This window comes from Halioglobus japonicus, from assembly GCF_001983995.1.
Taxonomy (GTDB): Bacteria; Pseudomonadota; Gammaproteobacteria; order Pseudomonadales; family Halieaceae; genus Halioglobus; species Halioglobus japonicus.
The window spans coordinates 377,852-399,276 of sequence record NZ_CP019450.1 but is presented as its reverse complement, the minus strand read 5'-3'; the positions used below and the strand labels follow the sequence as shown (position 1 = coordinate 399,276).

The following is a 21,425-nucleotide window of genomic DNA, read 5'->3' as shown; positions in this document are numbered from 1 at the left end:
ATCAACGTCACCCTAGTGTATCAGAGCGCGGTCGCCCGCTGGCTTACTCGGCAGTTGCCGCGCCGGCTTCTGCCGCCTGGCGCAATGCCTGCAATGTGGCGATCTCTGCTTCGCTGAGCGCCGGGTTATCTTCACAGCGAGGGTCTGTCTTCTGCAGCAGTACAATCATGTCACGGGTCAGGGGTATGGGATCACAGCCGTGGCCCTGCTCGCAGATCATGTCCCACTCGGGCTTGGCCTGGGCGTGGCAGGCCAGGCAGTTGCCACCAAAACGATTGACCACGTCGGCGTAGCCTCGCTTGCGAATCGATGTGCCTTCACTGGAGGTATCCAGTTCAAAGAATTCCCAGTCCTTGGTGGCGGGGCTGGTCCCTGGGCTGTGCTTGACCATGGCTTCGCCAGGCACCAGCTGCACCACTGAGCCCGGAGGGTATGCGGCGCCTTCGGGGGCATTGGCCGCGGCGAGGGTGGCATCGAGGTCGCCGCCCAGATTAGCCACGTAAAAGCCCCGCACCGGTGTCATCTCGCGAATGCAGTCGAAGCTGGCCTCGCTGACATCCAGTGCGGCTGCGTCGTCGGCGTGGCTATGAATGGCCCCGAATAATGGCAGAAACAGTAGCAGTGAGAGCAGGCGTGTGGTGATGTTCATAGCGATCTCCAGGGATGTCACGGTTTGCCGCTGATGGGTCTGGCCGTGATTGTGCAGTTTTTATTAAAAATAAAATTTTACGCGTGCTAAAATTGCGATGTCAAGCTGAGCATTGGAAGCACTATGGAAAACAGCCAAACCGCCCCCGGTCACGCCACGCGTCAGGCCAATAAGGCGCTTCGACGCGAGCGCATTCTAGCTAACGCCCGGGAGTTGATCGCAGGCAAGGGGTTTGATGCGTTTACGATTAACGAGCTGGCCAGTATCTCCGGCGTTTCGATCCCCACTGTGCACAACCTGTTTGGCAAAAAGAATGACATTGTTCTGGAGTTGTTTCGGGAGCTCGTCAATCGGATTGACGAGGCCCTGGCCCAGCCGGACCTGGTGGATCCGATTGAATCTCTGGAAGCGTTTATCGATAAACTGCTGGCCCTTTATCGCGAGGACGAAACGTTTTATCGCGCCGCCTTTCTGGGTGGCGAAAGGTTGGGCTTGTTTGAGCACGAGATGACCGATGGCATCTTCAACAAGTCATTGCGGGTCGCAGAGCGCCTGTGTGAGCGTGCGCGCGATCGTGGCCACTTGCTGGGGAGTATCGATAGTCACTGGCTGGCGCAGCAGGTGTTCGGTGCCCAGCGTCTGGCCCGTCAGGACTGGGTTAACGGCTACATTAACCTGGTCCAGTATCGCCGCCAGGCGCTGGTGGGCATGTTGCTGGCCTTTGCAGCAGACGCTTCACCGCAGCTGCACGGGCAGATCTGCGCGCGCTTGCAGCACCTGACCGGTTAACCTAGCGTTTGCAGCCAACAATTCTGGCTTCAGGGGACAGTGAATCACGGGCCCCGTTTGCTTATAGTGCAGTTTCCATCTCGCAAACAGGACGCTGTTATGAGTACCAATAAGTGGATTGCGCTGGCGGTGTACGCTGGCCTGGCTATTTATGGCATTGGCTTCGCCTCGCCTGAGGCGGCGAAAATCGTCATGTATATTTTCATTGCCCTACCGATTATTCATGTTCTGGAGTTTCTGTTAGTACTCAAGGTCCTGAAATCAGCGGGCGGGTCTATGGGTGGGCACTTTCTGCAGACACTGATTTTTGGCTACGTGCATTGGCTGCCCATCTGGAAGACAACTCGCCAGTGAGTCAGGGCACCAGTTCAGCATTCACGGCGTAGCAGGTACCGTCGCTGGCGGGTAAACCGCGGTGGTTACCGGTGCCAATACGGGCCTTGGTTTTGAAGCAGCAAAAGTTCCGGCGCAGCGGTGCATGTGGCCTCGCTAAACGGCGCGGATCAGATGTGTCAGGAGATGGCTTCCGCGCAGTTGCAAAGCCTCGCTCTTCCACAGCACCGAGTCAGCCAAGCCATTGAGTTGCTTCACACGCAGCGACGCTCCTAACCTTAGCCCGGACGGTGCGCGTCGCCTAAGCGACCTTGCGTTAACCAATGAGGATCTTCTGTTAGCGATCCAATGGCTGAATTCGAGAGGCTGTTCACTTTCTGAACCGTGTTTTTCATCGAATGTGGACCGGGACCCGACTTGCCGGGCGTACGGCTTCTGAGCCTCTCTTTCAGCAATAACGGTTCGGGCTGGCCTCCCGCCCGACCCACCACCTCAGGCGAGCGGTGAGTTTTGCATGCTTCGCCTGGTCGCATGTGTCATCGCTTGTGTGGCAAAGCGGGGGTGTTCTGCCCCTTGCTCTCAAGATGAGCCAGGATCCGGTTGATGAAGTCCTGATCCTCGACACAACGGTTCGACGCCTCGACGATGACTTTGACGGATCCACCGCAGCGACTGCAGGCTTCGATGTCGATATTGAATACGCGCTTGAATCGCTGGGCCCAGGTCATAGCCGCATGATGCTCGACCGGTGTCCTTACTTCCGCATTTGCGCCCGTCTTAAGTGCCTTGCCACGTCCGGCCGGAGTGACTTCTCCGCGCCATCGGTGGTTCGGTGCGAGGACGCCGTGATAGCGGGTGAGATTGATTCTTGGTTTAGGCGCAAGAGCAGCCAAACGCGTGATGAATGCTACCTGCGTGGCGCCATCTCGTTAGAACGTCTGCATTGACCATCGCCCTGCCCGGGAGCTGCCGCGTTATCGCGCCAATCCTCGCAGCCTATACGACCTGATCCTCTACTTGACGGCCTGACTGGCGACTCAACTACTGCGCTGGCAGCAGGGCCTCAATCGCACTGAGGAGTTCGTCCCCGTCGGGTGAGGTGTTGCTGCCAAACTTCTGCACCACATTGCCATCGGCATCGACCAGGTACTTGTTAAAATTCCAGCTCGGCTCGTCCGATTGGCTGGCCAGGGCCTTGAATACCGGGTTGGCCTCATCGCCCTTAACATGGCTGGGCGCAATCATCGTGAAGGTGACGCCGTAGTTGACGTAGCAGACTTCCGCCGCCTTTTCTTCATCCTTGGCTTCCTGCCGGAAATCGTTGCTGGCAAAACCCACCACCGCAAGGCCGCGGTCCCTGTATTTCTGGTTCAGTGCCTCCAGCCCCTTGAACTGCTTCGTATAGCCACAGTGGCTGGCGGTATTGATCACCAACATGGGACCACCGGCCTGCACCTCACAGAGGTTCACGGTGTCCTGGGAATGGAGCTTGCGCAAATCCTGGTCCAGGTAGTCAGGGCAGGTGGCGAAAGTCACGGAAGGCAACATACTGAAAGCCATGGCGGCGAGAACAGGTTTCATAAGCACTCCATCAGCTGGGTTTGAGGTCGTTAGCGCATGATACAGAAGTACGCCCCGGCCGGAGTTTTGGTTTACCCTGTTTGCCGACTCAGCATGTAGACATGGATAAAGATGCAAGCTCGGGAAGTTTCCGTTGAACAGGCTATCGATGATGCCCCGGACGCCAGCAAGCGGCTGTGCTCGCTGGCGGCGCAGCACCGCCAGAACCACCGTGAGGTGAATTGCCACGATACCCGGCGGCACTGGCAGGCCTCGGCCGGCACGTACTGCTACCAGACTCACATAGCCATCGAAGGGCAGCCGCACACACGCCTGGATTGGCTCGCCGGGGTTTTCTACAACCATGCGTCACTGCCGGCACACGCCTGGTATCCCCAGTTTCTCGGCGGCAAGGTACAAGCGCTTGCGGCGCCACCGGCAACCGGTATCGAGCAGCATCAACTGGCCTGGGGACGCTTTGATCTCGGGCTGCCGACGCCGCGCTACTACCGGCAACTTCTGTCACTGGCCCAACCGCAGGACAATACCTGGGTCATTGTGGCCCGCTCGGTTACGACGGGCCCTGAACTGCCACAGGCTGCAAAGCTGGCCTACACGCCAGATCCGAATGGCGAAGTACTGCACTTTGAAAACGGCAGGCTGCACTGGCACCACATTTGCTGTGCGCCCGGCGCGGGAATGCTGCCGGGTCGTCTGGATCGCTGGTTGATTAATGCTATGCGCCGCACCGGGCTCGATGGCGCCGAACGCAAGACCTACCGCGACGAAGCGCTTAAGTTACGCGATTGGCTGGACACCCAGCCGGTGGAACTACCGGGCTGATCAGGCCGGGGGCGTTGCGGCGGGACCGGCGATGGACATGGCCTTCTTGTAGGCCGGCCGCGCGCAGATTCGCTCTACGTAGGCTTTGGTATTGGGCAGTGACTCGTCGACTGGCCTGGCCCCCAGCATCTCCAGCGAGGTGAGATTGAACATGGCCATGATATCCGCACAGCTGAAACGCGCAGCCCCCAAGTACTCGGACTCGCCAAGACGCTGCTCCAGGTAGTCGTACAGGCCCTGTTCGCGACGCAGCATCACATCCACCATCTGCCCTCCGGCCACCAGGTCGCCACCGCCGGCCTGGTAGGCCATCTTCATGAACAAGACAGACTGGAAATTGTTGTTGAAGTTCATCCAGTACAGGTAATTGGGATAGTCCTGATCTTCTATAGCAACCGATAGCTTGCCCTCACCGTAACGCTGTGAAATGTACTCAACAATCGCCGTGGACTCTGCCATCACCAGGTCGCCGTCAGTAATAATCGGGGCGGTTCCCAGGGGATGCAGGGCGCGAAATTCTGCCGGTGCCAGAAAATCCTCGCCACGGTTATACCACTTCAGCTCGTAGTGCAGGCCCAGTTCTTCCATGAGCCAGACCACACGGTCCGATTGGGATACCCCTAGGTGATGAATGGTTAGCATGCTGTTCTCCCTATGGTTATTGCTGTAAGCCAGTCAGACATGATGCCTTTACGCAGGGTTCGTCCGTTCAGCCCACACTCAGGCGCCAAGCCACACCCACGGTGCAGTGGCCATGAGCCCAAGGCCTATCATCTTACCCAGTAAAGGACCGGCAGCAAGCACCGAACTACCCGCGATGAGGCATGGCATCCGTGACGTCTGCAGGCTCCAGTCCCAGCCAGGCGCTCTCGGTGTCCTGTTCCAGCAAGCCCTGACGCTCCAGACAGCGACTTATCCGTTGGCTGATAAGCTGAACCAGGTCCTCGAGTTCGCTTTTATCCGGCGCTTTGAGTGATTGAAATCGGGGTGATCGATCGCCGCGATACACATAGACGCCATCGATTGGCATGTGCAGTGGCGCTCGATGCGAGGAGTGCAAAGTCTCGGTGAGGCGCTGGGCTATTGTTTTGGTCCGCCGGACTGGCAGCCTGCGCGGCTGCGCGAGGCGCCACCTGCGACGCCCGAGAGAGCCTAGTCTTCGTCTGGCTCGGCAGGGTACTGAAAGAGCGAGTCGTTGATCGAGTGCCAGGGCGCCTTCGAATCAACGAAGATATGGTAGCCCTCCGGAAGCGCGGGATCTCCCTCAATTGTGCCCATGGCGAGATACAGTTCGTCTGGCTCTGCCTGTAATTCCACCAGAATGTTTGAGCCACAATGGCCGCAAAACACTCTGCCGTGGGTGGGTGAAGAGGCATAACATTTCAGGTCCGACTCGCCGCTGTCGTAAGAGAAGTCAGCACGGCGGACACCAGCAAAACTGGCGAACGCGGCGCCGTGCAGACGGCGACACTGGCTGCAATGACAGTGACTGAAATCGCGGATATCGCCATCGATTCGGTATTGCACCCGCTTGCATTCACACCTACCTTTAATCATGGCTAGTGGCTCTCTGTTCAGGTTCAGGTTCAGGTTCAGGTTCAGGTTCAGGTTCAGGTTCAGGTTCAGGTTCAGGTTCAGGTTCAGGTTGCTGCCGCTGCAGTTCTCGGCTGTGCTGCTTTGTGAGTGAGGATGGCTGTGCCAAGGCCCATAAGCAGCAGCGACAGGTAAGGTTCCAGGGGCCAGAACGGCAGCCACAATTCGAGCTGTGCTGACCACGCGGGTGTTGTGAACGCGGTGGTGACAGCGTCCTGCCACGCCCGCCCGGTAGCTGCCATCACGAGGCCACCCAGTATGAGCAACCAGCCCGCGGTTCTGGCGAGGGCTGAGCTGGCCGCGTCACTTGTCTTGAGGCGTTTCTTGCCCCACGCGGCAATGCGCAGAGCGAATGCGCTAAAGCCCGCCCAGTAGTAAACGGCATCCAGTGTTTGTGGGTCCGGGTAGTAGTACATGTTCCACCAGTACACACTGAAGGCATAACCCCAGAGCACGTAGGTGCCACCGGTATGAATGAACTTCCACTGACCGCGGCTGAGTCGTTTACGGGTGATCTGGAACGAAGTGGCGATCATGCCTGCGAGGAACAAGTAACCGAAGGTGCCCTCCAGTTCATCGCGGAAGTAATAGACTTCGCTGACATAGTAGTCGCGAAATACCGTCGACAGAATGAAGATAAACAGCCCTTGCCAAGCCATACCGACAGCAAAGCACAGGCCGATATAGCGACGATTACGCAACCACCAGCGGCCAAAGGGCCCTGGAAATAATACCTGGAACGCCGAGGCAGCCATTGCCAGAAAGATAAAGGGTACTGCGAGCCGCACCGAGAAGCCGATCATCTCTGAGACACCAGCGCCGCCGGATACGTCCGTCTGGGTCAGCTCCAGGATCACCACGGCAGACAATGGAAAGGCGATCAATGCAAACAGGCGCCAGCCGTTTATCCACTTGCTCTCTAGTATTCCTGTCATGCGGTGCTCCAGAAATGACGGCTGCGGTAGCCCAGTTCCATGAACCTCGATTCTGGCATTGCCCTCGGTACTGGGCTTCCGTGCCGATAGGGGACGAAAAGACGCCACAGGAAACGTGCTACGGTTCTTTCACAAGACGAGCAAAAACGGAGAAGTGTGAGGCTATGTCGGGCCTTGTGACGCGAATTCTAAAGCGGGTAATTGCCATGGCGCCAACAGTGGTCGCGATGTGGGCGCTGTTCACGATGGAGCAGAATGGCACCTGGCCACCCGAAATGCCCTATCGGGATGTGCTGACTATCGCGGTGCTAGGGGCAGCACTCGCCTTGTCATTTGTACTGTATTCCTGGTTGCGGCCCTGGGAGTCTTGATCAAAGTGCGCTTATAGCACTGTCAACCTGATGTTTACCCCGTCAATCCAGAGGCCGGTCAACGGCCGGGAGGACATGACGGTCTGCGACAATACCGTGTCATTGGTTTTTGATGCTAGACCCGCCAATTATTTTTCTGCTACCGTGCAAGTGTTCAGTTTTCCCATAACTAAATAATCAAGGGTAAACCATATGCAACGTACGCCGTTTGATCGCAAGTTGGTGGTAGCCGCACTTCTTGGCACTGTCGCAACCACTCAAGCACTCGCCCAGTCCGTGGGCACTCTGGAAGAAATTATTGTTACCGCTGAAAAGCGCGCCACCACGGTGCAGGATACGCCGCTGGCAGTGACAGCGTTTAGTGGTGAAGAGCTTGACCGCGCGCTGATCAGCAAGCCGCTGGATCTTCAGTTCAGTGTGCCTAACATGTTGATGAGTAAAGATAATTTCACTACCGCTGCCATTTCCATCCGGGGTATTGGTAACCTTGCGATTGGCGCAGCCTCCGACAGTGGTACCGGTGTTCACTTCAACGGTGTCTACCTGAACGGCGGGCGAATATTCGAAACCGAGTTTTATGATGCGGAGCGGGTGGAAGTACTGCGTGGCCCCCAGGGTACGCTCTACGGCCGCAACACCACCGCGGGCGTGGTCAACATGATTACCAACAAACCCACGGACGAATTTGGCGGCAATATCAATCTGGAGGTGGGCAACTACAACCACGCCAAAGTGAAGGGCGCGCTGAATATTCCCCTGGGCGATAGCTGGGGCCAGCGCTTCGCCATGTTCTACAGCAAGCGCGATGGCTTTGTAGACAACGAGTTTGATGGCGGGGATGTGGATGATCGCGATATGTGGTCGCTGCGCTCATCGACTAGATGGGCAGGCGACAACGCTGATGCCACGTTGGTGATTAATTACTTCGAAGAAGATTCCAGCCGCATGCGCGGCAGCAACCAGCGATGCCTGAAAGACCAGGAGGCTATTCTGGGTTGTTTGCCCACGGGTCTTGCGGACCAGCCCACCAACAGTGGCGCCACCGTGACCGGCTTTCTGACCCAGATCGCCGCGGGCATTATTGGCCAGCCGTTCCCTGCGGATGACTTTGCCAATTCCCCCAAAGACGCTGATCCGCGCAAACAGTACCTGGACTTTACGCCGAAGTACGAAGTGGAAGATCTGATGGTTTCGTTCGAAGCCAACATGGACTTCTCGGACTACACCCTGACCACCGTCCTGGGTTACCACACCTCGGATTTCAACGCACGCAACGATTACGACTTCACGGTGGCGTCAGAGCCCTGGCCAGTGCCGGTTGATGTGAATCGCGGCCCCGACGGTGTGATTACCGTGGACCGCGCCTATTCAACCGACCGCTCCACCACCGAGCCTGAACAGTACAGCGCTGAACTGCGACTCGCTTCAGACTACGACGGCGACTGGAACTTTATGCTGGGCGGATTCTACCTGGATTATGAATCGGACGTTCACTACTACGTGTACTCGGCTGCTCTTGAATTGTTCGGCCAGACCACCGGGGTACCCCCTGAGCAGCGTCTGTTTGACAATGACACAACCGATTACCAGCTGGAGACATGGGCGGCATTCGGTGAGTTGTACTGGCAGGCGACGGACTCCATACTGATGACCGCCGGTTTGCGCTACAGCGAAGAGGAAAAGAGCTCGCAGCAGCGCACGATTTATCTGGGTTTCCTGACTGACCCCACCGTTCCCGGCGGCGGCTATGAGGATTTCGGCGGCTCCTGGGAAGAACCCACGGGTAGGTTCAATGTTACCTGGGATATGAGCGACGACATGATGTCCTATGTCACACTGTCGCGTAGCTATAAGTCGGGTGGCTTCAACCCGATCTCCGCGGACTCGCCGGTGCTTGCGGAAGACCCTTCGCTGGCCGAGTTTGATCCCGAATACATTAACGCCTTTGAAGTCGGCCTGAAGTCGCGCCTGTTTGACCAGACGCTGCAGGCCAATCTGACTTATTTCTACTACGACTACGAAGGGCTGCAGATCTCCACCATTAACAACCAGACATCGCTGAACCTGAACTATGACGCCGTGGTGCAGGGCTTTGAAGGTGAATTTGTCTGGGTTCCCACCGACAGTTTGCGCTTCAGTGCCGACATCGCCTGGCTGGACACCAAGATGGATGGCGGCTCCAGCCTGGATACCGCGGACATCAATACTCTCGGCACCACCGAGAATATTATCTCAAGCCCCAATAGCAATCTTTATATCGGTCCTGGGTGCCCTGAGGGGATCTTCCCCTGTTCGGGCCTGGAGAAACCCCTGGACGGCAACGAGCTGCCCAATGCGCCCAATTTCTCCGTCAACCTGGGCGTGTCCTATGGGTTTGACTTCAGCAATGGCATGGAACTGGTCGCGGCAACCAATTACTACTGGCAGGATGAGTTCTACACCCGTATCTTCAACACCGGTAACGACACCGTGGAAGAGTGGGATGTATGGAACGCCACTCTGACCCTGTATAGTGCCGACCGCACCTGGTTTGCCGAGCTGTGGGGTCGCAATCTCAATGATGACGACCATGTCACCGGTCAGTACCTGGGCGACCAGAATGTAGGCCTGGCGACAAACCAGTTCCTGCTGGAGCCGCGCACTTACGGCGTTACGCTGGCGTACCGTTTCTAGGAATCCGGCTGTGGCCGGGCTGAGTGAGGCCAGTAGGTATTATGCCCACGGAGCCCGGCTACGAGGCCCGGCGCAAACAGGAGTCTGAGCGCAAGCGCCTGCGAGTATTGCAGGCAGCGGGCGCGTGTTTCGCCGAGCGTGGTTTCAAGAAAACCACCATGGATGCGGTCGCAAGGCGTGCCGGTGTGTCCAAGGGGTTGGTATTTCACTTCTTCGGTAACAAACAGGCCATTTTCTCAGCGGTCATCGAAGATGGCTTGCGCCAGTGGTCGACACTCTCCGAATACCGTGCCTCATCGGTCGAGGATGATCCGCTCGGTGAATTGCGCGCCCTGTTCCTGGCTTCATTTGATTTTGTCGAGCAGCATCCGGTGTTGATTCTGTTCGCCCGCGACGACGAAGGCTTGGGCCAGCAGTATCGCAAGCAGGTCGTGTTGTGCAATAGGCGCTGGCGCGACCGGGCCCAGCGTATCTTCAAGCGTGGAATACGCGACGGCGTTATCCGGGATGTCGACGCAAGACAGGTTGCGACCATCTTTCATCGCACCCAGGTCGCCCTGCTGATTGCCGAGAGCCGCCATGGGGCGATCCCGCGCTACGACCGGGCCACCATTGAAACCACGCTGGATATATTTATACGCGGTATCCAGCGCGGCTGAACGAGTTAGTCCGCCGCGGCGAGAATCGGGTCGAGAATGTGGAACAGTGGGTTGTCCGGGTCAGGATTGGTGCCTGCAATAATCATCGACAAACGCAGCGAGCGGTGGTGCATGATCCGCACCAGCGCTTCGTCGTCATCGGAATCATTGTGGGCGATGAGGGCGACGATAGCCTTGTCCGCCGCCGTCAGATCGGTGTGACGTCCCCCCGTGAGTTCGTTAATGTCGCGAATGCTTTCGCCTTCGAACCAGTCGCGATAGCGGCTGTGGTTGAGCAGGAATTCCGGAATGGCGTGTAACAGGTCGCGTTCCCAATCCTGAAAGGCGCTCGAGGTGGGGAGCCGCGCAATATCAGCGAGCATTTTTTGCAGTGCCGATTCCTCCAGGCTTTTGAAGGCAGGTTCCGGCAGCGTGAGGTCGTAGTCCAGCTCAAAGCCTTGTAGCTCGGCAATGGCTTCGCAGGCCCGGCGGGTAATGCTCGCGTATTCAAGCATGCCCTCGATCCAGTTGCCGCCAATAGCTTTGGGGTCGCCGAAAAACTTAGTGGCAATACCGGCCAACTGTAAAAAGGCCACGGTGTGATAGGCCACCACCGGTAGATCGACGGGTTCGCCCGTGACTTCTTCGTAGCGTCGGTACAGTGCAGGAATATCACCCATGTTTTCATAGGGGTGTCTTCCCCGGAAGCAGGCCAGGTCCCAGTGAGTGTCACCGATATTGGCAATTTCGAAGTCCAGCAGGGCCAGAACTTCGGTACCGGCGGACATGAACTGGCCGGCATCGCCGGCTATGAAGCTCGCTTTGGTGCGGTGCTCGGGCACATTGCGGCGCAGCCAGTGCTGCAGGAACTCGAATACGGAATCGTTGTTGTTGGTGTAAACACCGGCCATATACATGCGCTCGGTGGCCCGCAGGGCGATATCGGCAGCGGTCTCGGGCGGCTCGGACAGCGACTTGATGTGGGTGAATTCGGAGACCGGTACAGCGTGCACCTGGGCGAGGTGATCCATGTAGCTGAGCATGGCCTGCCAGCGCTCGTCGCTCATGGTTGTGGGATTTTCAATCGCGGTGTGCAGCATGCCCGGGGCGCGGTCTTCGGTATCGATCCAGGTCATGACGAATGCCTTGGGGGTGTCCATCCAGCCATAGATATGCGGCACCCGAATGTCGTTGGCCTCCAGTGCCGCCATTACATCCATTTCAAAGCGCAAGTCGTGCTCGCCGGCATTCGGGCGATTGCCTCGCACCAGCACAGCGTGCTCTTGCCCGTCGACCGTATAGCTCACTTTCCACTGTGGCCGCCAACGCTCCAGACGCTTGGTAGAGACGACCGTGCCACCCAGATTCTCTGCGACCCAGTCCGTGATGCCCGCAATACACTCGGCTTTAAACTGGTCCTGGTCAAAGGTTTTGCTCGATGTTTCTGCTGTCATGGAATCGTCCTTGGCCGATGGCTGTGCTGCTGATAACAAGAGCATAGGGTAGGATCGTTGACTATATAATTACCTTCTGGTCAATGGCTGTCGTGATAGAAGCCAGTTCACCGAACTGGCAGCGCTCGCCGGTTAGGGCTTGAGGGTGGGTCGTGGAGGAGGGATCGCGCCGACCAACCAGAGCCGGCCGGCGCGAGTGTGAGGTAGTTCTTAGAACCTGAGGCGAATACCGGCTTCAACGGACTCGCCGGCCTCCGGCGCGTAGTTGCGCAGGAACGAGGTGCTCAGGCGGATCTCATCGTCGCCAATGTTCTTCCATTTCAAGAACACCAACAGGTCGCTGTTGTCTGAGAACGTCCAGCGATAGTCCGCGCCCATATCCCAGCGGGTGTAGCCGTCTGTTTCGGTTTCGAAGTCACCGGGGTTGTCCTGATCAGCGGCGTCGAGCACGCTCACCCAGGTGCTGAAGGCATCGCCGGTCCAGCTGAGGGAGGCGCCCAGACGCAGGGGTGGGAGTCGCGGAACATCACCGCTGGAGTCAAACTCGCCGCTGATCATGTCGCCGCGCAGACCCAGGGCCAGTGCGCCACCGCCAACTTCCGTCAGATGGAATTCGCTTTCCAGTTCGACACCGTAGAAATCCGCATCCTCTTGCTCGTAAAAGTAGATGGCGGTTTCGTCGACTTCCTCGGTGCTGTTGAGCAGGAAAATATAGTCGGAGAAGGTGTTGTAGAAGAACGCCAGCTCTGCCCAGGATTCACCCGCGTGCCACTGCAGGGCGAGGTCAGCATTGACTGACACTTCTTCATCCAGATCAGGGTCACCGACCTCAATGATGCCTGTGGCCGCGTGCGTCACGTATTCCTCTGGATCCATCGCGTCAACATTGGAAAACAGCTCTTCAGTGGCCGGAGCACGCGCAGAACGCGACAGTGAAACACCGGCCTGCCAGGTGTCACTGAACTGCCAGAGTGCGGAACCGGAGATCGAGTAGCTGGTGAAGTCTTCTTCGGAGGCGTTTGCCGCGTCCGGGTCGCGCTCCACCAGGTCAACGCGCAGGCCTGCCTCGTAGATCCAGTCACCACTGTGGAAGTCCTCCAGCAGGAACAGACCCAGCTCTGAACTGTCGGTCTTGGGTACGTAGGCCTCCTCGCCGGCGGCTTCAAACTCGTCGGCGCGATATTGCAGGCCGATCACACCGTTGTTGCCCAGGAACGCGTCGTGAACCATCTCCAGGCGGGTTTCCCAGGTCTCGCGGTTGTACATGGTGCCTACCTCTACGCCTTCGAGTTCGGCATGTTCGTAGTCGGTATAGGTCAGGAAACCACGCACGGCCTCAATACTGTCCGATGGGTTTTGCAGGTGCAGCATGGCGTCGTAGCGGGTCTGCTCCATATCGAGGCGGATGACTTCCTCTTCTTCTTCGCCATGCTCGTGCTCGTCATGTTCATCGCCGTGCTCGTCGTGCTCGTCGTGCTCATCATGCTCTTCGCCGTGCTCGTCGTGGTCATCGTGTTCCTCGCCATGTTCCTCGTGCTCTTCGTCGTGGCCATGGTCGTGGTCATGGGTGCCCGGTGGAATGCCATATTCACTTTCCAGGTGGCTGACGGATAGGCCGACAAAGCTGCCCTGGCCAAAGTGGAAGCTGAAGCCACCCGTGAGGACGTCGGTATCACTGTCGGTGTTGGCGATATAGCCGTCGGTGTTCTCGACCTCGTCTTCACCGTGTTCATCATGTTCGTTGTGTTCATCACCGTGTTCGTCATCGTGATGTTCGTCATGATGTCCAAGCAGTTCTTCCTGAGCTTCCAGCGCCGCCTCATCAATGGCCATGCCGGGAATATCGAGATCACTGGTCTCGCGCGTCGTGCCATCGAGGTGGAAGGCGAAATTCCCAAGACCGGCTTCCACCATGAAGACGCCCGCGTCCATGTCGGACGCGTCGTCATAGCGATACTCAACCGCTCCGTCGATGCCATCGACCGGCTGGCGTGGAATACGGTTGTCGATGACGTTGACGACGCCGCCAATAGCGCCACCGCCATACAACAGGGTGGAGGGGCCGCGCAAAACCTCGATGCTCTCGGCGGTCAGCGCTTCAACATTCACAGAATGATCCGGGCTCAGGCTGGAGACATCAGCAGACAGAATATTGTTCTGCAGGGTAATGGCGCGCGGGCCCTGCTGGCCGCGAATCACGGGTCGGCCGACGCCCGGTCCGTAGGTGGAATTGGCGATACCGGCACGGTTGCCGAGAGTTTCGCCAATGGTCGTGGCGGCCTGGCGGCGCAATTCGTCACCGCTGAGAATGGTGACGGGCAGGGCGGTGTCCGCCTCCTGTTTGTGAATGGGCACGGAAACGAGCACGTGCTCGAGGGTACGGTCTTCGGCTGCGACCGACGCGGACGCAGCAGCGACTGCGAGGCATATCAAACGCTTCATGGTTCTCTCCTGAAAAAATAGTAAAAAAGGGGCTATTTCAGGAAAAGTGAGGGGGTGCGCGGCCGTCGTAGTGGCGAGTCAGTGCCTGATAAGCAGCGAGCGTAGTGTCACTGCCAGTCGTCGCCGCTTGGAAAACAGAGAGGGGTGTGACCGCCGGTGTTGTGACCGCCAGCAGGGAACAGGTGTCGCAGACCAAACATTCGACCTCTTCACTAGGTTCGAAATGGCCATGTGCGACTTCAACCGATTGCATGCCCGCCACAAGCAGCAGCGCCAGCAGCGCAAAAATGCGCGCGGATTGAGCTTGTTTGAGGGCGGAAATCACAGGGTTGGGGTATTGGTCGGCTGATTAATTGATCAAGGGTACACGCATTCGTGTAACAAGTGGAAGAGCTCTGGTTGTGGCGGTTGTGCAGTGGTCAGTTTTGTCCGAGCTATGACCAGGCCGGAAGCAGCGTTCATCTGGGCTTAAATGTTGTCGGCCCTGCATCCTGCGGGGCTGCGTCGCTAGTGGCGCAGCGAAGGCAAATTCTGGCGTGGTCGCCAGGCTGGAGATGCACAGCGATCCTTGATATTTGCCATTGTTCTTTGTGGGCAGTCCTATTGCGCAAAGGTCATTCTAGGTCCATCCGCCCCGGCACAACTCATATTTACTAAGTGGTCACATAAGTCTTGCTTATGTTGATCACGCATTGATCACAGCGGGCCGCGTGAGATTCCAGAATCGCGATATCAGGCCAGGGTTTCTAGCTGGCTGGCATCGAGCCAGCAGCCATGGACACCGTAGGGGACGCGCTGGGGCAGTGGTAGCCGGGCCAGTTCTGTCATGTTGCGGGCGTCAAGCACCAGCACAGCCGCGTCCTCGTCCGCCATTAGCAGCTCGATCAGATAGCCGTCGTCTTCTTCCGTCGCTCCTTCGCGCGGTACAAACAAGGCTTCGCCACCGCGGTAGTCGCCGTAGCTGAACTCACCCACGGCTTGCTCGTCGATCATGTCGTACTTGAGCACGCCGCTGGCCATGACGCCGCCCGCGCCTTCTTCGTCGAGCAGGTAGGCGTAGCGGGTCTGCTTGCCTATCCAGGCGGTATTGAAGCTGGGGCGCTCATAGAAGTGTTCCAGCAGGCAGCGGCTGTCGCGGCGTTCACCGGTGGCCAGGTCAAAACGGAATTTATACAGGTGCGCATGCGGCTCTTGGGGCGAGTGAATGGGCACATTGCTCGGATAGGCGCGAAATACCGGCGCCACCAGGACCAGATCGGCGCCGCCATCAGCGCGGGCTTCCTCCCAGCCATTCACCGTGTGCCAGATATGGCCGTCCATGCCCGTATCGCACCAACGCACCTCCGCGTGCTCAGGGTCATTGCGATCAATGACGCCAAAGCGCATCTCATAGTCGGGGTCATAGTAAAACGGACTGGCGTGCTCCTTGAACATCTGGCCGCCATCAAAGCGTAGTGACAAGTCCGGGAACACGGCGGCATTAGGGGTGAGAAAGCCATCGTGGACGAAAGCCAGGGCGGGCTTGGCCTCGGTGATCTCGCGGTAAAACTTCAGTTGCCCTGCGGCGAGCACTGAATAGAAAATTTTGCCGCTTTGCAGGTGGGTGCTGAAGGAGTGCCAATCGCCACTGGCGGGATCTATCTTCGGGTGGGCGGTGAAGGGCCCGGTGAGCACGCCGTCGAGTTCGTCAAATGCCCCCTTGCCGCTAATGACCAGGTGGCCGTTCTCCATGCGCGTCTCCAGCGCAAAGGGATGGGCGGTTTCCTGCAGAGCGTAAAGTTTGCCGTGATGGTACTGAATCGCCGTGGTGGAGGAAGCGCTGGTCTCGTTACTCATCTTTGGCGCCAGACCAAAGCGCTGGGCCATGGCGCTGCTGATGATGCGCGCAAACCCCTTCTTGCCATTGCCTGCGATATCACCGAATTCGGGATAGAGTTCGTGTCCGGCGGCGCGCTCATGTTCGAACCTGGGTGTGCGAACAAAGGTGTTTGAGTACCACGCCTGACCGTCGCGGAACTGGATTTGATGCAGCATGCCGGCACCATTGAACATGTGCAGCCGCGAGCGACTGTCCTGTACCTGCCGGTTGGTGCCGTTGCGCAGGTATGCGCCTTGCAAGTCAGGCGGAAGCTCACCCTGAATGGGCAGAGCGACATGCGCGAGCTCGGTATGGACCGGGTCAAATCCCCTTTGGCTGTAAGCGCTGGCTGCGTTGTACTCGTCAATGGCAGGGTCAGCGCGCAACCGCGCTATCCAGCGGCCGACCAACACGGGGGCTAAAAATCTGCGCGCTATCAACAGGCCGAAAACAATAACAACAAGGGTAGTCAGGGTGGGGCTCATAGATATCGTCTCCGCGAATCTCGGGTTTGCGGCGCGCGGCTGCGTGGCGCATTTGGCCGGGCGAATCCCGCCGGACCTGTGCATGCTAGAGCAATCTTTTTGAAAATAAAACAGGATGAACGGATTGTTTAATTGTCATTGTGAGGCTATTCTGTTCAAAAATAATACAAATAAGATTCTGAGGTGTGTATGCAAGCTTGTCGTTTCGTTAGCCCTCGCCGCGTGCTTGGCGCGAGTGTCTCCCTGGCCCTGATGGCTGCAGTGATGCCATCGACTGCCCATTCCCAACAGCAGAGTCTCGCGCTAGAGGAGGTCATAGTGACGGCCCGCAAGCGCGCCGAATCGGTTCAGGATGTGCCAATCGCGGTGACCGCAATCACCTCTGAGCTTAAAGACCCCAGTATCCGCCGGCTCGAAGACATTCAGGGTATTACCCCGAATGTGATTATCCGCAATATCAATACCGTGCCAGGTGGCTCCTCCATCAGTATTCGCGGGGTCAGTTACCAGGAAATCGACAAGAGCTTTGATCCTGCCATTGGGGTCATGCTCGACGGGGTATACCTGGGGGTGAGTAGCGGTCAGTTGCTCAACAACTTTGATATCGAACGCATCGAGGTGCTGCGAGGGCCGCAGGGCACGCTGTTCGGCCGCAACACCATCGGCGGGGTCATCAATGTTATCCGCACCGATCCGACACTGGACTGGGGTGTTGACGCAAGCATCACGGTAGGCAGTGAGGGGCGGGAAGACTATAAAGCGGTGGTCAATGCGCCGATTATCGAAGACCGCCTTGGCATAAAGCTGTTTGCCAACTCGATTAACAGTGATGGCTGGATCCACAACACGACACTCGATAAGGATGTGGGCGGCGACGATTATCAAACCTATGGCTTTGCGCTGTTGGGGCAACCTACCGATGATTTGAGCGTCAAGTTCCACTACGAGAAGAACAAGGACGAGACAGATGTCGGTGCCTGGTCGAACTTCAACCAGCCGGAAGACCTGGTCTGCACCCTGTCGCCGATACCGTTCGTGCCCTGGGGACCTGAGCAGGGTTGTGAGGCCTTCGATGAAGGCAGCGACGAAGAACACAACTCCATGAATGGGCGCAATCCCAACGATACCGAGTATGACACCAGCATTCTGACGGTCGATTGGGATCTCGGTGGCGCGGTGCTGACCTCTATTACCGGCTATCGTGATCAGGAAGAAAACACTGTCTCGGAATATGACGCCAGTTCCGCCCCTTTCCTGTTCCTGAGCTTTGAGCAAACCTACGACCAGTTCAGCCAGGAATTCCGTCTCGCGACTGAAATTGGCGATAGCCTGGAAGTGATTGCAGGTGTGTACTACTGGGAATCTGAATACACCCAGGACTTCTCTACCCACCAGTTGTTCTATGTGCTAGACCAGATTGGCTCGATTGTGCCCGGTGTACCCGGGGGTGCGGGTTTCACACCAACGACTATCGGCTACGCGGAGCAGTCCCAGGACACCATGGCCTGGGCGGGCTTCCTCTCGGCCGACTGGTTCATCAGTGACAAGTGGACCATTACCGGTGGCCTGCGCTACACGTATGAAGAGAAAGACTTTACCGGCAGCAACTCCGTATTTTACGACCCACTGACCATGTCGCAGCCGGCGTTGACCCGGACCGACCTGAGTGACGACTGGAGCGAGTTGTCACCCAAGATCAGTGCCTCCTATGACTACAGCGAAGACATCATGTTCTTCGCATCCTATGCAGAGGGTTTCAAGAGCGGCGGCTACTTCGGTCGTAACACTGACTTCTCCACAGCTGAATCCTATGATCCTGAGTTCGTGGATACGTTTGAGTTAGGCATGAAAAGCACGCTGTTTGAGAGCCGCGTGATCTTCAATGCCTCGGTGTTCTACAGCGACTACTCTGATAAGCAGGAAGAAGTATTGATTGAAACGGCACCGGGTATTGTTGCCACGAACGTGGTCAATGCGGCGACCGTCGATATTTTCGGTGTCGACCTGGAGCTGCAGGCGCAGCTCACCGAGAGCCTGTCGTTGCGCGCAGCCTACGGCTATCTGGACGCGGAATACGATGACTTTGTCGCCGATTTGAACGGCGACGCTATCGCCACGGATAACTCCGGTCTGATCGTGCGCAATGCGCCCGAGAATACCTTTGGATTGTCCACTACGTACACGCGCACAATTGGCCCCGGTGATTTCTCCGCCTATCTGTCCTACCGCTATCAGGACCAGATTGAGACGATTCTCAATAACGACCCACTGGGCACCATCGATTCGATTGAGAACCTCGACCTGACCCTGAGCTACGCCTGGGCTAACTACCGTATTACCGCCTTCGGTCGCAATCTCACCGACGAGGTGTACGCACGTCGGGTGCGGATTGAGCCGTTGGTGACCTTCGGCCAGTACACCCAGGGAACAAACTACGGCGTGGAATTTTCGCTGAGCTTCTAGTCCCTGCGGGCGCGATTCACGCAGTGAATCGCGCCCGTTATTACAAGAGATGGTTCGATGACGCTAGATACGCTGTTTCTCATTTGTAATTACGCAGTCCTGCCGGCCTGGCTGTTGTTGTTCCTGTTGCCCCATCACCCACTAACCCAGCGTATAGTGCATGCTATTTGGGTACCTTTGCTGCTGGGGCCGGTTTATATTTATGCCTTGTTTTTCGGCCCTCCGGCGGCAGAAGGGGCGGGCTTTGGCAGCCTCGAGGCGGTGATTCTGTTGTTCCAAAGCCCCTCGGCCGCCTTGGCAGGCTGGGTGCACTATCTGGTGTTCGACTTATTCATTGGTGCGTGGATAGTCAGAGATGCGCGGCGCGAGAATATCAACCACTGGCTGACAACGCCGTTGCTGTTCGCGACTCTGATGGCAGGGCCCGCCGGGCTCATGGCTTATCTGCTGCTGCGTCTGGGTATGCGGCGCAGCTGGGCCCTGAGCGAGACTTAGCTGTCGTGAGGCAGGGGCTCTTGCCTGCCGATTTCTTGAGCTACAGTGAGTTCAGTTAGGTTTGAATTCGATCAGGGGGTGTGCATGACGGGCAACCGATGCGGCGGTTCCGTTTTGGTAAAACACTTGGCATTGGGATTGTTGTGCCTCTGTGTCAGCATGGGAGCGAATGCATTGCCCAATACCGTACTGGGTAACTTCAACCAACCCAGTTCGGGTGGCTATCAACCCATATCTTCCCTTGACTATATTGCTGTTCCCTTTGTCACGGATGATCGGTTTCTCAGGGTGGATGGCGTAGAGATCAATGCCGTTAATCTGCTGGCGCCCGGAAATTTCGTTGTCGAAATCTGGGATATGGACGCATTCGCTCAACCTGGGAATCCGGTGGGTGCTCTAAGTCGTCCCACCGACCCTGCTGGGCTTAGCCAATACACCGGCAGTATCGATTTACAGGCAGACACCTCGTATTTCCTCGTGATCGCGGCGGGCAATGGCGCCGGCAGCATCGGTACGGCGATTTACACTACCGACGGTAACCAGGTGGATTAACAGCCTGCCCCTATTTATTGTATTGGCACTGACTTCGACGGCAATGGCTCCATCGATTTCGTGAACAAGTGCCTGGGCTCCGGCATCGGGCCCAGCTGGCAGTGCGCTGGCCCCACATCTTCGTTGTTTTTTCCCGAATTTCAGATCCTGGCAAGTGATATGGCACCGCCGGCCCCTTTGAGCCTGACTGCAAACCCGCTGAGCCTCGATTTTGGCTTGGTGGCTCAGGGTGGTACCAGCGCCGCAATGACAGCGGAGATCATCAACGACGGCGCCGCGCCCCAGACGCTGGGAACGCTCACCGTCGGTGACGGGTTTGCGCTGGCAGTCGACGGTTGTTCCGGGCAGGTCCTCGCCGTCAATCAAGCTTGTTCTATCGACGTGACATTTACCCCCCAAGCATGGCGGCCACAGTGCGGGTACGGTAGTCATTCCTGCCCAGGCAGATCCTCGCTCACCCTATGGCCTGGTATTAGGCGGTGAGAGCGATGAACAGGGCATCGAGCTGCCGCCAAGCGGTACGGTCCCGCCGGAGTAGGGCTCTCCCCCAGTACCCGTGCCCTTGCAGATCACCCTGATCAGCATTCAGGCGCTGCTTGCAACTGCACTCCAATTCCAGCGACGCCGGCGCACTTGACGCGATTAATATCGCTGCCATAATAAATGATATGTTATATCATCTAAGTTGAGACATTCTCTTCACCTGCCGCGTTCAGCCTGATCGTGGCATAGCGCGTGTGTCGTTCCTCCGTTCTCTTAGCGGCAGTCGTCCTGATCGATTGCTGCTCCTTGAGAGCTTGGTGTGCCTGTGCGAGAGTCTGCCTGTTATGAATCTGTAGAGGAATGAGTAATGGCTCTAGTCGATCTGGATCACGTAAGACGTTTCTTTGGAGGTGGAGAAGATGCCCAGCCGTCCCGGGAAATTTACCGGGAACTTCTGCTTATGGTGCTTGCGCGTGCCACAGATGCGGACGCTTATACCCACCCGGTCGAGGTTGAGGTGGTTAAGAAAACGCTCGAGGAAATGCTGGAAGAGCCCGTTGCCAGTAGCGACATTCGGATTGCTGCGCGCTCAAAACTGTACGAAGCCGCGCCACTTGAGAAATACATAGCTCGCATGGCGCCACAACTACCAAAGTCTGAGCGCCTCGCGATACTGAACGCACTGATAACAGTATTGAAAGCTGACGAGCGGGTAGCCACCTCCGAGGTGCGCTACTTCAATATGGTCGCCTTGGCCATGGAATTAAGTTTTGCTGACGTCGCAGGATTGAGCGCCGATTAGCCGGGGA

The 21,425-nt window shown here is 57.4% G+C and carries 20 protein-coding genes and 1 pseudogene; 10 read left to right on the top strand and 11 right to left on the bottom strand.

All coding sequences use genetic code 11. The features are described from left to right. Nucleotides 1-43 precede the first annotated feature (43 nt). Complete coding sequence (locus BST95_RS01890; protein WP_084197927.1) at nt 44-649, bottom strand: hypothetical protein; 606 nt, start codon at nt 647-649, stop codon at nt 44-46. A gap of 123 nt (nt 650-772) precedes the next feature. Between BST95_RS01890 and BST95_RS01885 the strand changes: the two genes are divergently transcribed. Further along, nucleotides 773-1,438: a TetR/AcrR family transcriptional regulator gene (locus BST95_RS01885; protein WP_084197926.1), complete on the top strand. Its 666-nt coding sequence runs from the start codon at nt 773-775 to the stop codon at nt 1,436-1,438. A gap of 99 nt (nt 1,439-1,537) precedes the next feature. Beyond that, nucleotides 1,538-1,792: a hypothetical protein gene (locus tag BST95_RS01880; protein ID WP_084197925.1), complete on the top strand. Its 255-nt coding sequence runs from the start codon at nt 1,538-1,540 to the stop codon at nt 1,790-1,792. A gap of 515 nt (nt 1,793-2,307) precedes the next feature. On the opposite strand, the pseudogene BST95_RS21255 reads toward BST95_RS01880, so the two are convergent. Both BST95_RS21255 and BST95_RS01870 read right to left on the bottom strand, forming a co-directional pair. Next, nucleotides 2,308-2,700 (bottom strand): annotated as a pseudogene (locus BST95_RS21255) (hypothetical protein); the annotation flags it as partial. 112 nt (nt 2,701-2,812) lie between these two features. Further along, nucleotides 2,813-3,352 (bottom strand): glutathione peroxidase, encoded by a 540-nt coding sequence (locus BST95_RS01870; protein WP_084197923.1) that lies wholly within the window; start codon nt 3,350-3,352, stop codon nt 2,813-2,815. A 111-nt stretch (nt 3,353-3,463) separates the two neighbouring features. Between BST95_RS01870 and BST95_RS01865 the strand changes: the two genes are divergently transcribed. Next, complete coding sequence (locus BST95_RS01865; RefSeq protein ID WP_084197922.1) at nt 3,464-4,174, top strand: hypothetical protein; 711 nt, start codon at nt 3,464-3,466, stop codon at nt 4,172-4,174. Here BST95_RS01865 and BST95_RS01860 read toward each other — a convergent pair whose 3' ends face one another. From BST95_RS01860 to BST95_RS01845, 4 genes are all read right to left on the bottom strand, one after another. Further along, nucleotides 4,175-4,816: a glutathione S-transferase family protein gene (locus tag BST95_RS01860; protein ID WP_084197921.1), complete on the bottom strand. Its 642-nt coding sequence runs from the start codon at nt 4,814-4,816 to the stop codon at nt 4,175-4,177. Between the two features lie 166 nt (nt 4,817-4,982). Then, entirely contained in the window at nt 4,983-5,204 is a 222-nt protein-coding gene (locus BST95_RS01855) for a hypothetical protein (protein ID WP_084197920.1), read from the bottom strand. Between the two features lie 122 nt (nt 5,205-5,326). Then, complete coding sequence (locus BST95_RS01850) at nt 5,327-5,731, bottom strand: GFA family protein (RefSeq protein ID WP_066053433.1); 405 nt, start codon at nt 5,729-5,731, stop codon at nt 5,327-5,329. A gap of 83 nt (nt 5,732-5,814) precedes the next feature. Further along, entirely contained in the window at nt 5,815-6,702 is an 888-nt protein-coding gene (locus BST95_RS01845) for a hypothetical protein (RefSeq protein ID WP_084197919.1), read from the bottom strand. Nucleotides 6,703-6,866: 164 nt separating this feature from the next. Between BST95_RS01845 and BST95_RS01840 the strand changes: the two genes are divergently transcribed. From BST95_RS01840 to BST95_RS01830, 3 genes are all read left to right on the top strand, one after another. Next, nucleotides 6,867-7,073 (top strand): hypothetical protein, encoded by a 207-nt coding sequence (locus tag BST95_RS01840; protein WP_084197918.1) that lies wholly within the window; start codon nt 6,867-6,869, stop codon nt 7,071-7,073. A gap of 192 nt (nt 7,074-7,265) precedes the next feature. After that, nucleotides 7,266-9,746 (top strand): TonB-dependent receptor, encoded by a 2,481-nt coding sequence (locus tag BST95_RS01835; protein ID WP_084197917.1) that lies wholly within the window; start codon nt 7,266-7,268, stop codon nt 9,744-9,746. 41 nt (nt 9,747-9,787) lie between these two features. Beyond that, entirely contained in the window at nt 9,788-10,405 is a 618-nt protein-coding gene (locus BST95_RS01830; protein ID WP_084197916.1) for a TetR/AcrR family transcriptional regulator, read from the top strand. A gap of 5 nt (nt 10,406-10,410) precedes the next feature. Here the strand turns inward: BST95_RS01830 and BST95_RS01825 are convergent, their stop codons facing one another. The 4 genes from BST95_RS01825 to BST95_RS01810 all read right to left on the bottom strand — a co-directional run bounded on the left by BST95_RS01825 (nt 10,411) and on the right by BST95_RS01810 (nt 16,623). Further along, nucleotides 10,411-11,838 (bottom strand): phosphotransferase, encoded by a 1,428-nt coding sequence (locus BST95_RS01825; RefSeq protein ID WP_102106415.1) that lies wholly within the window; start codon nt 11,836-11,838, stop codon nt 10,411-10,413. A gap of 210 nt (nt 11,839-12,048) precedes the next feature. Then, nucleotides 12,049-14,280, bottom strand: a complete 2,232-nt coding sequence (locus BST95_RS01820; RefSeq protein WP_084197914.1) for a TonB-dependent receptor — start codon at nt 14,278-14,280, stop codon at nt 12,049-12,051. A 37-nt stretch (nt 14,281-14,317) separates the two neighbouring features. Continuing rightward, nucleotides 14,318-14,605: a hypothetical protein gene (locus BST95_RS01815; protein WP_084197913.1), complete on the bottom strand. Its 288-nt coding sequence runs from the start codon at nt 14,603-14,605 to the stop codon at nt 14,318-14,320. A gap of 407 nt (nt 14,606-15,012) precedes the next feature. Beyond that, nucleotides 15,013-16,623, bottom strand: a complete 1,611-nt coding sequence (locus BST95_RS01810; protein WP_169843825.1) for a carotenoid oxygenase family protein — start codon at nt 16,621-16,623, stop codon at nt 15,013-15,015. 318 nt (nt 16,624-16,941) lie between these two features. Here BST95_RS01810 and BST95_RS01805 point away from each other — a divergent pair, with 318 nt between their 5' ends. From BST95_RS01805 to BST95_RS01780, 4 genes are all read left to right on the top strand, one after another. Next, a complete protein-coding gene (locus BST95_RS01805; RefSeq protein WP_180962049.1) occupies nt 16,942-19,086 on the top strand; it encodes a TonB-dependent receptor in 2,145 nt (714 codons plus the stop codon). 57 nt (nt 19,087-19,143) lie between these two features. Beyond that, the gene (locus tag BST95_RS01800; RefSeq protein WP_084197910.1) at nt 19,144-19,581 is read left to right on the top strand and encodes an ABA4-like family protein; all 438 of its coding nucleotides are present in this window, start codon (nt 19,144-19,146) and stop codon (nt 19,579-19,581) included. Between the two features lie 174 nt (nt 19,582-19,755). Further along, nucleotides 19,756-20,133 (top strand): choice-of-anchor R domain-containing protein, encoded by a 378-nt coding sequence (locus BST95_RS01795; protein ID WP_084197909.1) that lies wholly within the window; start codon nt 19,756-19,758, stop codon nt 20,131-20,133. Nucleotides 20,134-20,983: 850 nt separating this feature from the next. Next, nucleotides 20,984-21,418 carry a TerB family tellurite resistance protein gene (locus BST95_RS01780; RefSeq protein ID WP_084197906.1) on the top strand — a complete coding sequence of 145 codons (435 nt, stop codon included), beginning with the start codon at nt 20,984-20,986 and terminating at the stop codon, nt 21,416-21,418. Nucleotides 21,419-21,425: the final 7 nt, after the last annotated feature.